Annotated in this window: 11 protein-coding genes and 1 tRNA gene; 8 read left to right on the forward strand and 4 right to left on the reverse strand. The window is 57.1% G+C overall.

The window, feature by feature from the left end; all coding sequences use genetic code 11:
- Nucleotides 1–29: 29 nt before the first annotated feature.
- Complete coding sequence (locus SynSYN20_RS00380) at nt 30–914, forward strand: CsgG/HfaB family protein (RefSeq protein WP_255476304.1); 885 nt, start codon at nt 30–32, stop codon at nt 912–914.
- Nucleotides 915–958: 44 nt separating this feature from the next.
- On the opposite strand, the gene holA is transcribed toward SynSYN20_RS00380, so the two are convergent.
- Entirely contained in the window at nt 959–1,939 is a 981-nt protein-coding gene (gene holA / locus SynSYN20_RS00385; protein WP_186524273.1) for a DNA polymerase III subunit delta, read from the reverse strand.
- A gap of 133 nt (nt 1,940–2,072) precedes the next feature.
- Here holA and SynSYN20_RS00390 point away from each other — a divergent pair, with 133 nt between their 5' ends.
- Nucleotides 2,073–2,636 carry a precorrin-8X methylmutase gene (locus SynSYN20_RS00390; protein WP_370586693.1) on the forward strand — a complete coding sequence of 188 codons (564 nt, stop codon included), beginning with the start codon at nt 2,073–2,075 and terminating at the stop codon, nt 2,634–2,636.
- Here SynSYN20_RS00390 and mutS read toward each other — a convergent pair.
- On the reverse strand, nt 2,621–5,350 hold the full coding sequence (gene mutS / locus SynSYN20_RS00395) for a DNA mismatch repair protein MutS (RefSeq protein ID WP_255476305.1): 2,730 nt from the start codon (nt 5,348–5,350) through the stop codon (nt 2,621–2,623). The genes SynSYN20_RS00390 and mutS overlap by 16 nt on opposite strands.
- Nucleotides 5,351–5,500: 150 nt before the next feature.
- On the opposite strand from mutS, the gene psbZ reads away from it, so the two are divergent.
- From psbZ to SynSYN20_RS00415, 4 genes are all read left to right on the forward strand, one after another.
- Nucleotides 5,501–5,689 (forward strand): photosystem II reaction center protein PsbZ, encoded by a 189-nt coding sequence (gene psbZ / locus SynSYN20_RS00400; protein ID WP_186524274.1) that lies wholly within the window; start codon nt 5,501–5,503, stop codon nt 5,687–5,689.
- Between the two features lie 62 nt (nt 5,690–5,751).
- On the forward strand, nt 5,752–6,234 hold the full coding sequence (gene ribH, locus SynSYN20_RS00405) for a 6,7-dimethyl-8-ribityllumazine synthase (RefSeq protein WP_186524275.1): 483 nt from the start codon (nt 5,752–5,754) through the stop codon (nt 6,232–6,234).
- A gap of 64 nt (nt 6,235–6,298) precedes the next feature.
- Nucleotides 6,299–6,370, forward strand: a tRNA-Gly gene (locus tag SynSYN20_RS00410).
- Between the two features lie 68 nt (nt 6,371–6,438).
- Nucleotides 6,439–7,044 (forward strand): VOC family protein, encoded by a 606-nt coding sequence (locus tag SynSYN20_RS00415; protein WP_255476306.1) that lies wholly within the window; start codon nt 6,439–6,441, stop codon nt 7,042–7,044.
- A 26-nt stretch (nt 7,045–7,070) separates the two neighbouring features.
- On the opposite strand, the gene SynSYN20_RS00420 is transcribed toward SynSYN20_RS00415, so the two are convergent.
- Nucleotides 7,071–7,526, reverse strand: coding sequence for a GNAT family N-acetyltransferase (locus tag SynSYN20_RS00420; RefSeq protein ID WP_186524276.1), 456 nt, complete (start codon nt 7,524–7,526; stop codon nt 7,071–7,073).
- Nucleotides 7,527–7,670: 144 nt separating this feature from the next.
- Between SynSYN20_RS00420 and SynSYN20_RS00425 the strand changes: the two genes are divergently transcribed.
- Nucleotides 7,671–8,780, forward strand: a complete 1,110-nt coding sequence (locus SynSYN20_RS00425) for a glycosyltransferase family 4 protein (protein ID WP_186524277.1) — start codon at nt 7,671–7,673, stop codon at nt 8,778–8,780.
- Nucleotides 8,781–8,882: 102 nt separating this feature from the next.
- The gene (gene secA, locus SynSYN20_RS00430; RefSeq protein WP_186524278.1) at nt 8,883–11,744 is read left to right on the forward strand and encodes a preprotein translocase subunit SecA; all 2,862 of its coding nucleotides are present in this window, start codon (nt 8,883–8,885) and stop codon (nt 11,742–11,744) included.
- A 3-nt stretch (nt 11,745–11,747) separates the two neighbouring features.
- Here secA and SynSYN20_RS00435 read toward each other — a convergent pair whose 3' ends face one another.
- The gene (locus tag SynSYN20_RS00435) at nt 11,748–12,476 is read right to left on the reverse strand and encodes a class I SAM-dependent methyltransferase (protein WP_186524279.1); all 729 of its coding nucleotides are present in this window, start codon (nt 12,474–12,476) and stop codon (nt 11,748–11,750) included.

Raw genomic sequence — 12,476 nt, forward strand, 5'->3', positions numbered from 1 at the left:
CGTTGAGAGTGACCATTGAGTGAATTCACTTGATAGACCACGTTGTTTACATATTAGGGGAACCGTGGTTAATTAATTGGCTGATACTGATTATTATGAGAGCACGTACCTCAGCGATCTTTCCCTCATTATTTATTGGGCTTTCTTTTGTTGGCTCCTTGGCGTCGATCGCAGGCCCAACTGTATCTGTACCCGATTTTAAAAACGAAGTTGGCCAGTTGGCATGGTGGAGCCCCAGGGTGAGCAGGCAGCTGGCTGATGCTCTTTCAAATGAATTGTCTGCTGCAGGTGGACTCACGGTGGTCGAAAGGCAAAATGTAAAAGCTGTGCTGTCGGAGCAAGAGATGGCCGAATTGGGTATCGTTAAAAATAATGATCGCGCTGCAAAGTCTGGGCAGATGACTGGCTCTCAGTACATCATTCTTGGCCGTGTTAGTGGTTATGAAAACAATGTGGAAACAAAGCAATCCGGAAGTGGGATGAGGTTTATGGGGTTTGGAGGTTCTAAAACTGTGGCGGAAACCAAGGCGTATGTTTCGTTAGATCTTCGTGTTGTCGATACAACCACGGGCGAAGTTGTTGGTTATAAAACTGTTGAAGGTAGGGCCAAAAATACGGCCAAAGTAAAGGGATCTGGTGGCTCCTTAGCTCCTCTGGCGGGTTTGGTTGGCGGGCTTACAGGTGCTAGTGGCGCTGGTGCTTACGGTTTGGCCGCAGCTGGAACGTTGAGTTTCAATGAGTCGTCGAGTGAAACGAAAAAAACGCCGGCTTCCAAAGCTGTTCGTGCTGCTCTAATCGCCGCATCGGATTATGTGTCTTGCCTCTTGGTTCGGAAAGATCAATGCCTTGATAATTATGCAAGGGGTGATGCTCAACGCCGGCAGAACACGCTCGATGTGTTGGAGATGGATTAACGGCGAGGTTGTGGATGTTGTTAGAGCGCTGGGTGGATGATCAATTAGCCCAGCAATCCGTCTCGAAAGGCATCTCCTGGTAAGGCTCCTCGTTTAAGCCGCGCTTCCACCTCTAAAAGCCGACCCAAGAGAGATAAAAGCCGTTTCGGGTTCCTGCCTTGTAATTGCTTGCGCATCACATAGATCCGCTTGGGATTTCCGATGCCGGCCGCTTTGGCAATCACGGCCACATCGCGTTCTCCTTGCTGTTCTAGTAGCAGCACCCACAGCAAGCCACGGATTTGTCCGGTGAGGGTCGCAACGATGCGTAGGGCGGGTTCACCCGCATCGATTAGGGCATCGAGAAGACCAATGGCGCCGCCAGCATCGCCTTCCAACAAGGCATCTCCCACAGCCAAGGCGTTGGTGGCTTGGCCTTCAATGAAGGTGTGTACGGCTTCAGCGCTGATGCGCTCGTGTCCATGGCTTTCGGCGTGGAGCGCCAGCTTTTGCAATTCCATGCTGAGGCGTGCACTGTCGTTGCCGATGGCATCCACAAGGGCGGAGACGGCCTCCGCTTCCATGCTCACGTTGAGATCCGCAGCTGTGCGCTCCACCAGTTGGCGTTGGCCGGCTCCATCCCAAATCGCCGGAAGCTGGAACTTCTGTTCGCTGGCGAGCCCCTGCTTCACCCGCTTCAACAGAGCTTTCGTGGTGCGTAAGCGTCCGTCTGGCTTGGCTGGGTTGGTGAGCAGCAGCTGGGTGCTGTCTGGGATGAGCTCGAGCGCTGCTTCAAAGCGATCGGCCAGTTCGCTTGGGCAGGCATTGCAAAAGGGGGAGCGTTGCAGCAACACCACTCGCATCCCTGCCCCAAAGGGTGGCGTGCGTGCTTCCTCCAGGGCCTGTTGCGCTTGGCCGGCTTCGCTGCCATCAAGACGGCTGAGGTTGATGCTGCTCCAGCTGGGATCAATCGCCTGATCGATCAGGGTTGCGACGGCGCGGTCGCGGGCAGCACTGTCGTCCCCCCAGAGCAGATGGATTGGCATGGAGAAGCTTGAAGTTCAGGGGGCGGCTCTGCGTCGATGATGCCGGAGTTGCGTCTGGATTCCCCTGAACCGCGATCATCCAATCTTTACCGAAAGCATTCGCCGCATTCGGGCCCTTCTGGGAGACACCGGTTTGGACCCCCTGCCGCAAGACGTGCTGGAACGGCTGGTGCACAGCAGCGGGGATCCCTCCTTAGCGGCCCTGCTTGAGTTCAGCCCCCGTGCTTGCGAGGCGGGACTTCAGGCCCTCAAGGCGGGAGCTCTAATTCTCACGGACACGGCGATGGCGGCAGCGGCGGTGCGGCCGATGGCGGCGCGTACCGTGGGTAATCAGGTGCGCTGCCTGCTCGATTGGGCCCCGGCCCAGTCGCCGCAGAGATCCACCCGTTCGGCAGCGGCGATGGTGCGCGCTTGGCCCGAGCTGACCCAGGCCGCTGCGGGCGCCGGCAAGCCATTACCACTGGTATTGATTGGCAGTGCGCCAACCGCTTTGGAGCAACTCCTGGATCAACTGGATGCGGGGGCAGCAGCTCCAAGCCTGGTGATTGGCATGCCAGTGGGGTTTGTGGGGGTGCCGGAAAGCAAGCGTCGCTTGGCGCAAACCTCCCTGGATCAGATCCGCTTGGACGGCACCCGCGGCGGCGCCGGTTTGGTGGCAGCAGCCGTGAATGCCTTGCTGCGTCAGGTGGCCAGTTGATCCAACACCTGGCGCGCGCGCTGCACCACGGAGGCTGGCACCCCCGCTAAGCGGGCGGCTTCGATGCCGTAGCTGCGGCTGGCGCCGCCAGCAGCGACGCGATGGAGGAACACCAGATCGTTTCCGGTTTCTTCCACCAGCACCTGGCAGTTGGCGACGTTGCTGCGCTCGCTGGCCAGGGCATTCAGCTCGTGATAATGCGTGGCAAAGACGGTGCGGGCTTGGAGATCACCGGCCAGATGTTCGCTGACGGCCCAAGCGATCGAGAGTCCATCAAAGGTGGCGGTACCGCGCCCGATTTCGTCGAGCAACACGAGTGAGCGGTCGCTTGCGTGATGCAGGATGTTGGCGGTCTCCGCCATCTCCACCATGAAGGTGGACTGGCCCGCGGCGAGGTCATCGACCGCGCCGACGCGCGTGAAAATGCGATCGGCGATTCCGACTCGAGCCGTTTGCGCTGGAACCCAGCTGCCGATCTGGGCCAGCAGCTGGATCAGGCCGATTTGGCGCAAGTAGCAGCTTTTGCCGCTGGCATTCGGCCCCGTGAGCACGACCAAATCAATGCCTGTTCCTAAGTCGCTGTCATTTGGGGTGAAGGCCGTCTCCACGAGCAGCTGCTCAACCACTGGATGGCGGCCCTGTTCGATCACCAGGCTGCGATCCGCTGTGATTTCAGGAGCACACCAACCTCCCGTGGCCGCGGCTTCCGCCAGGCTGGTGAGGGCATCAAGGCCTGCGATCGCCCGCGCGGACCGGCGGATTGCCTCTGCGTGATGGCCGATCTCTGTTCGCAATGCACAGAACAATTCGTACTCGCGTTGGGCGGCACGGGCGCGCATCTGAAAGATCTGGCCTTCTCTGGCTTTGAGGTCGGGGGTGATGAAGCGTTCCTCATTCGCCAGGGTTTGGCGGCGAATCCAGTGGTCTGGTACGGCGCCTGAGCGGGCCCGGCTCACCGATAGGAAATAGCCAAAGGTGCGGTGATATTGCAGCTTGAGGTTGTTGTTGTTGCTGCGCTGACGTTCGCGTTGCTCCTGTTCCGCCAGCCACTTGTCTTGGTCATCGAGCTGATTGCGTAAGCCATCCAAGAGTGGGTCGACCCCGTCGTGGATCAGCCCTCCCTCGCTGAGACTTAGCGGTGGGCTGTCCACGAGTTGACGCCGGATGCTCTCCCCGAGCGCCGCGAGGGCTGGATCCGGTTCCAGCACATCCGAGAGCCAAGAGGGGCCGCCCTTGAGCTGGCTGGCGATCAGGTTGGCGAGCTGAGGTAGGCGCCCTAAGCCGTCGGCGATTGCTACGAGATCTCGGGCTCCAGCGTGGCCTGCACCGGCCCGTCCGGCTAGCCGTTCCAGGTCACCCATGGGCCGCAGCAAGCGCCGCAGGGCTTGCCGCAACGGTCGCTTGCTTACCAATTGGCTCACGCTTGCTTGGCGGGTGCGAATGCTGGAGGGGTCCATCAGTGGGGCCTCAATCCAGCGACGCAGACAACGGGCGCCCATGGCGGTGAGGGTGCGATCGATCGCCCAGAGCAGCGAGCCCTGGAATTGGTTGTCACGCTGGGTGGCGGTGAGCTCGAGATTGCGTCGGGTTTGGGCATCGAGCACCAGCGCGTCCCCTGGGAAGCAGGTGATCGGTCGCTCCAAAGGCGGCGGTGTGATGCCGTTGTCGTCTAAGGGGCAGGTGTCGCTGAGGTAGGCGAGCAATCCGCCGGCAGCGCGCATGGCGAGGGGAACGTTTTGCAGCCCAAGCCCGTCGAGGGTTTGCAAGCGGAACCGCTCCAAGAGCAGTGCTTCTGCTTCCGGTTGGCTAAAAGCTGTGCTGCCGATGTCGCAGCGTTGCAGGCGCTCCGGACACCAGCTGGGCGCCGTGTTGTCTTGGCTGTGGTGGATCAGTTCCGCTGGATCGAGCCGCGACAGTTCTTGATGCAGCGCAGCGCTGTTGTCCTGTTCGCGGACGAGGAATTCGCCCGTGCTCACATCGGCGCAGGCCAGCCCCCAGCGGAAGGGCTGCCGGCCTTGCGCGGGTTCAACCAGTACCGCCGCCAGCCAGTTGTTGCGGCGCGCGCTGAGCAGGCCTTCCTCCAGAACCGTGCCCGGAGTCAGCACCCTGGTGATGTCTCGGCGCAGCAAGGTTCCTTTGGCGGATCCACTGGCAGGGGCTGCTTCCAGTTGGTCGCATAACGCCACGCTGAGGCCGCGGCGAATCAGTTCGGAGCAGTAGCGCTCAGCGGCGTGGTGGGGAATGCCAGCCATAGGCACCCGTCCAATCTGTTTGCCTGCCTCTTTCCCTGTGAGCGTGAGCTCCAGCAGGCGTGACAAGTTGATGGCGTCTTCGAAGAAGCATTCAAAAAAGTCTCCGAGCCGGTACAGCAACACCCGATCGGGATGGGCGGCTTTGAGTTCCACGTAGTGGCGGAGCATTGGAGTGAGCTGCTCTGGGCTGACCTGGCTGTGGTGCGACCAGGGCGGGAGATCGTCGTCGCTGTTGGCGTCTTGATGGCTGTTGGTGTCGTTGCTGCTGGGTTCGGGATGCTGTTGTGGTTCTTGGCGCTGAAGTTGGCGTTGACGGGGGCGCTGCTTGGCATCTTGCGTGAGCTCGAGATCATCGAGCTGATCGAGCGCACCCTCTTTTTGCTGACCCTTGTTTGGCGGCGAACTGGCCGGTTCCGCATCCCCAAAAAGGTTGCCCTGCAGGGCCAGGTCCGGTTGGGGCACGGGTGGCGTAGCGATCCATGGATCGTAAGTCTCACAGCAGTGGAGGACGTCTTTGGATCACCACAAGCTGTGAAGCTTGATTCCAAGGTGGGCCAGGGTTCCGGGTGCATGTGAGAATCTTTCGCACCGCCCTGGCGTCGACAAAACTCCATGCAGATCCTCAACACCCTCACCGTGCTGGCCCTGGTGGTGATGTCGTTTGCCCTCATCGTGGCGGTTCCTGTGCTGTATGCCTCGAATGAGGACAGCGGACGTGCCAACCGCTTGATCCTGTTGGGTGGGATCGCCTGGGTGGCCCTGGTGCTGCTCAATTGGGGCGTGAGCTACTTCGTGGTCTGAAGTCCACTTCAGACCGAGTTACGCCTTGATGGGAGCATGGTCTTACTTGCCCCTGCCTTTTCATGGCCACGTTTGAAGGACGTTTCACTGATTTAGGCCAGGTTCGTATCGCCGTTGTGGTGGCCCGTTTCAACGATTTGGTGACGGCAAAGCTGCTGAGCGGTTGCTTGGATTGCCTGTCCCGCCACGGTGTGGATACGACTGCTGAGAGTGCCCAGCTTGATGTGGCTTGGGTGCCGGGTTCGTTTGAGCTGCCTTTGGTGTCCCAAAGTCTGGCCCGTAGTGGGCGCTACCAGGTTGTGATCACCCTGGGTGCCGTGATTCGCGGTGACACCCCCCATTTTGATGTGGTGGTCGCGGAAGCCAGTAAGGGAATTGCCGCTGTGGCGCGTGACACGGGCGTGCCCGTGATCTTTGGGGTGTTGACGACCGACACGATGCAGCAGGCCCTGGAGCGTGCCGGGATCAAGAGCAATCTCGGCTGGAGCTACGGCTTGGAGGCTTTAGAGATGGCTTCCTTGATGAAGGCCTTGCCGGGGCATTGACCAACGGCCCCTTTGTGTTGCATGCTGCCCAGGTCGTAGCGAACCCAGCGTTCAGCACGGCTTTGCGGATGTAGCTCAGTGGTAGAGCATCTCCTTGCCAAGGAGAGGGTCGAGAGTTCGAATCTCTTCATCCGCTTTTCGTTTTTGTTCATGCGCCGGTGGCTGCCCTCAGCACCCATTCGAGTGGGTTGTTGAGACTTTTGGATGGAGGACGTTCTGGCTACGTTCTCCTCAACGTTGTTGCTCGTTGCATCCGTGAATTCAGCCTTGCCACTGCAGCCCTCCTTCTCTCATCTCGGGCTGTATGTGAAAAGCCTGCCCGTCATGGAGCGTTTTTATTGCGATGTTCTCGGGTTCTACGTCACGGATCGCCTGGGGAATGGTGATCAGGAAATGCTGTTTCTCTCCCGTTCCTTGCTCGAGCATCATCAAATCGTGCTGGCTCCAGGTCGTGCAGAGACCAGTGCGTCGACGATCAATCAGATCTCGTTTGAAATCGAGACCCTGCGCAAGCTCATTGACGCCTTTCAGGCGCTCACTGAACTGGGCGTCTCAGGCATGCAATCCATGAACCATGGCGGTAGTTGGTCCCTGTATGTCCCGGACCCCGAAGGCAACACGATTGAGCTGTTCGTGGGAACGGATTGGTACGTCCCTCCCCATGCCACAACCGGTCTCGATCTGAACCAGTCGGAAGAGCTCATCTGTCAGCAAACAGAGCTGATGGCCCAGCAAACACCAGGGTCAAAAACCTGGGAGGGATGGCGCCAAGAGTTTCAGAAACGCATGGATGAGGATGATCACGGTTGAATCTCGATCCAACCTTGGGTGCTGGGTCATTGCTTGCGAATCAGCAATTGCTGCTGGCTGGCTGGTTCAAAGCCCAGCTGTTGGTAGAACCCAGAGCTGTTGGTGGTCATCAGATACACGCGCTCAGCGTTGCGAATGTCTTTAGCGCTGAGCAGGGCTTCCACGACCCTCCGGCCGAGTCCGCGGCCTTGAAGGTCTCCGGCAACAACCACATCCCAAAGCACGGCGCGATGGATTCCATCGCTGGTGGCTCGTCCGAACCCCACCATTCGCTTGCCCCGCCAAAGGCTCACGACAACCCTGCTGCCCGCCAGCATCCTTTTCAGATCTGCCGTGTTGCGCTGTTGCGCCCAGAACGCATGTTTGTGGAGCAAGCGACGCAGCTTGAGCAGGCCACGGCTTGGCTTGAGATCAGGGCCCAGTCCAAACCATCTCAGGCCTGGGGCGCCGGCGGCATGTTGAACGAGTCGGATGCGGGCCATGGCGGGTTAATCAGACCTCCATCATCGGCAAAGGCCTCGCACCGAGCGAACTGTGTCTGGCTGAGATGATGGAAAGAAACGATCCAATCTTTTGAACGCTGCGATTCCTGGTCGTTTGTTTGCTCATGATCAGGTTGGTGGGTAATGGACTCTCCTGCTCAACTCATGCGCGAATGGCCTCCAGGCTATGGAGGCGTGGAGCGGGTGGCCCATGCATTAGCGAGTGAGTGGGGTGCAACGGTATTCAGCTTTGATGCGCAATCTCGCAGCGCTGATGAGCTTGATGCCTTGCCGGTTTCCTATCCCCGTGTGGTGTTGCCGGCGAGTCCACCCCTCGGCCGTTTGTTGCTTCCCTTGCCATCACGTGCGCTTTGGAGCCTCTTGTTCTCACGCCGACCTCTATATGGGCATTTGCCATCGCCAGGGGTGCTGTTGGTTTTGCTATTGGCCCGTCTTCTGCATCCCCGTCGGCCAGTGTTCGCCCATTGGCACTGCTTTGTTGCTCCGGAGCCAGGCTCGAAGAATCGGCTTTTTGCTGTGTATCAGTGGCTGGCCCTTCGTGTCGTCCCTCATTTGACCAAAGTCATCACGACCTCCCCCGTGTTGGCGAAAGAGTTGATTCGTTATGGATGCCAGCCCGCTCGTGTGGCTGTTTTGCCCTGTTGCCTGAATGCAGAACAAGAAAAGGTTCTATTGGCGTTGCCATCGCGCTCAGCAACAGCAATGCCATTGCGGGTGCTATTCATCGGCCGGCTTGATAGTTACAAGCGCTTGGACTGGTTGTTGGAAGCTCTTGCCTTGTTGAAGGAGCCTTGGTCCTTAGCAGTCGTCGGAGATGGCCCACGCCGGCCTGTCTTTGAAGCGCTCAGTGCGACGTTGTTTGGCGCGAGCTCTGCTGTGACTTTCCTGGGCCGCTTAGATGAGGAGGAGAAGTTGGCACAACTCGCTTCTTCCGACGTTCTGGTGCTCCCTTCGGATCGCTCCACAGAAGCCTTTGGGATCGTGCAGTTAGAGGCCATGGCAGCAGGGATTCCGTCACTCGCTTTTCAAAACAAGCGGTCTGGGATGGGCTGGGTCGGACAACTGTCTGGATTGCCTTGGTCCCAACAGCCTGAAGAGTTGTCATTGGTTCTCCATCAGTTAGCGACTTCGCCAGCACTTAGAGCGTCGCTGAGCCTTGAGGCGCGGGACAGATATCTCGATTTGTTTGCTCGCAAGGTTTGGTTGCAAGCTCTCGATGGGCTCTTCTCCTGATGGTGAGGATCGAGCGATTACACAGCCTGAATTTCTTCTGGTTATAGCCATGCCATCCAGTGGGCCTCAGTAGGCTGTTGCGCAATCGATTTGGCGATTTCCATGCTCAAGCTCCTGCTGGGTGATCCCAACGCCCGCAAGCTAAAGCGTTATCAGCCGATCGTGTCTGACATCAATCTGCTCGAGGAGGAGATTGCACCGCTAAGCGACGACGACCTGCGCCGGCGGACGGCAGAGTTTCGCCAGCGCTTGGATGCTGCTGGGTCGTTAGATAAACAACGGCCTTTGCTCGATGATCTGTTGCCCGAGGCCTTCGCGGTGGTGCGCGAAGCGGGCAAGCGTGTACTGGGCATGCGTCATTTCGATGTGCAGATGATCGGTGGCATGGTGCTGCACGAGGGGCAAATCGCCGAGATGAAAACTGGTGAGGGCAAAACGCTCGTTGCCACCCTCCCCAGCTACCTCAACGCGCTTACCGGCCGTGGTGTGCATGTGGTCACCGTGAACGACTACTTGGCCCGCCGCGATGCGGAATGGATGGGGCAAGTGCATCGATTCCTTGGCCTTTCGGTGGGATTGATCCAGCAAGACATGTCGCCGGCGGAACGCCGGATTAATTACGGCTGTGACATCACATATGCCACCAATTCAGAGCTTGGATTTGATTATCTGCGCGACAATATGGCCGCCGACATTAATGAGGTGGTGCAGCGTGAGTTTCAGTTTTGTGTGATCGACGAAGTCGACTCAATCCTGATTGATGAAGCACGCACGCCTTTGATCATTTCCGGGCAGGTGGAACGCCCTCAAGAGAAATATCAGAAAGCGGCAGAGGTGGCTGAGGCCTTGGAGCGGTCCGCCGAAATGGGCAAAGACGGCATCGACCCTGAAGGGGATTACGAGGTGGATGAAAAGCAGCGCAGTTCCACACTCACGGATGAGGGATTCGCCAAAGCTGAGGCCTTAATTGGTGTGGAAGATCTCTACAACCCACAGGATCCTTGGGCGCACTACATCACCAACGCCCTCAAGGCCAAGGAGCTGTTTGTTCGTGATGTGAACTACATCGTTCGCGATGGTGAGGCGGTGATCGTGGATGAGTTCACGGGCCGGGTCATGCCGGGCCGGCGTTGGAGTGATGGACAGCACCAGGCGATTGAGGCCAAAGAAGGCTTGGCGATTCAGCCAGAAACGCAAACCCTGGCCTCGATTACTTATCAGAATTTCTTTTTGCTTTATCCCCGTTTGGCGGGGATGACCGGTACGGCCAAAACAGAGGAAACGGAATTCGAAAAGACCTATTCCCTGCAAACCGCCATCGTGCCGACGAACCGGGTGCGCGCCCGCCAAGACTGGGTGGATCAGGTGTACAAAACCGAAACGGCGAAATGGCGAGCGGTGGCCAAAGAAACCGCTGAAGTGCACAAGCAAGGCCGGCCCGTGTTGGTGGGTACCACCAGCGTTGAGAAAAGTGAGCTGCTCAGTGCCTTGTTGGCGGAGGAAAATATCCCCCACAACCTGCTCAATGCCAAACCGGAAAACGTGGAGCGGGAGGCGGAAATCGTTGCTCAGGCCGGTCGGGCAGGCTCGGTGACCATTGCGACGAACATGGCGGGCCGTGGCACTGACATCATTCTTGGCGGCAACAGTGATTACATGGCGCGCCTCAAGTTGCGCGAAGTGCTGCTCCCTCGGCTTGTGCGCCCAGAGGATGGCCACCGACCTCCCGTTCCACTTCAGCGCAGCGAGGAAGGCGGCGGCGGTTTCTCGACCCAGTCCCCCGCTAGTGGTCCTCACGGCAATGCCCCCAGTGAAGCTAAGGCGATAGGCAATCTCTACCCCTGCCAGCTCACGGAAGACACGGATCAGGCCCTGGTGGATCTTGCTAAGCAGTTGGTGAAAGCGTGGGGTGATCGCGCTTTAAGTGTCATCGAGCTGGAAGATCGCATCGCGACGGCAGCAGAAAAAGCCCCAACAGAGGATCCTGAGATTGCTCAGTTGCGTGCCGCCATCGCCCAGGTGAAAGGCGAATACGACGCCGTTGTGAAACAGGAGGAGATGGGCGTGCGTGAGGCTGGAGGCCTGCACGTGATTGGCACGGAGCGCCATGAATCACGCCGGGTTGATAACCAACTGCGCGGTCGTGCTGGTCGTCAGGGTGATCCTGGGAGCACACGATTCTTCTTGTCGTTGGGAGACAACCTCCTGCGCATCTTTGGTGGTGAGCGCGTTGCTGGGTTGATGAATGCCTTCCGGGTGGAGGAAGATATGCCGATCGAATCGGGCATGCTCACCCGCTCTCTTGAGGGGGCGCAAAAGAAGGTAGAGACGTACTACTACGACATCCGTAAGCAGGTGTTTGAGTACGACGAGGTGATGAACAATCAACGTAAGGCGGTGTACACCGAGAGACGGCGTGTGCTTGATGGCCGTGAACTGAAGAAGCAGGTGATTGGCTACGGAGAGCGCACGATGAATGAGATCGTTGAGGCTTATGTGAATCCCGACCTTCCCCCTGAGGAATGGGATGTTTCGCAACTTGTCAGCAAGGTGAAAGAGTTTGTTTATCTACTTGAAGACCTTCAACCTGATCAACTTCAGGGCCTTTCAATGGATGATCTCAAGGCCTTCCTTCAGGAGCAATTACGCAATGCCTACGATCTCAAAGAAGGCCAGATTGAGGAGTTGCGTCCAGGGCTGATGCGCGAAGCTGAGCGTTTCTTTATTCTTCAACAGATTGATACGCTTTGGCGCGAACATCTGCAGGCCATGGATGCTCTGCGTGAATCGGTTGGATTGCGGGGTTATGGACAGAAAGATCCACTGATTGAATATAAAAATGAGGGCTACGATATGTTCCTGGAGATGATGACGAATATGCGCCGCAATGTGATTTATTCGATGTTTATGTTCCAGCCTGCGCCGCCTGCTGGTCAATCTCGAGACATAGATGTTAAAGCTTAACTCCTATGTTGTGCGAATCAATAATCCTTGACCGCTTGGAAGGGCGATGGGATGATCGATGCTGATACTATCGCAAAATAAATCAATCTTTTGTTTTTGGAATTCATAGCCTACGTAGGCGTAATCGTCTAAGAGAATAATTCCGCCTTTTGATACTATCGGATATAGTTTCTCCATCGCAGACACTTCTGGCACCGAATTATTCATGTCTATATGCAAAAAACTGACAGGCCCCTTCCCGTTGATTCTATTGATGACCTCGCCGGTAAGAGATTTAGGAATAGAGCCTTGAACAAATTCAATCTTTCGGGGGTGTAAAGCGGTTTTAAGAATTCTATCGCGTGTTTCGGTAAAAGATGAGTTTTCATAAATGTATGCGGCTTTGCGTTCTTTGACGCTGCATCCCCAATAATCAATTTCTTCCGGATCTACTATTTTTTCATCAATGCCTGACCAAGTGTCGAAAAGAGTAATAGATGGAGTAATGTTATAGTTTCTAGCAAAGTAGCGGAGAATAGAGATGCTCATCCATCCCTCGCCTACGCCGCACTCAACAAAATTTAATGAGTTATGGCGAGCATTGCTGGCAAGACTGATTCCAATGTAGTTTCTCCACATCCAGTCGTAGTCTTTCCCTATTAAGTCTCTGGTATAGGAATAGGCGTCTTTGAATGCAGCATTTTCTAAAAAGCTGCTGTTGTGAACTGTTTGTAGGCCATCATGATGGTACAT

Source organism: Synechococcus sp. SYN20, assembly GCF_014279555.1.
GTDB lineage: Bacteria > Cyanobacteriota > Cyanobacteriia > PCC-6307 > Cyanobiaceae > Synechococcus_C.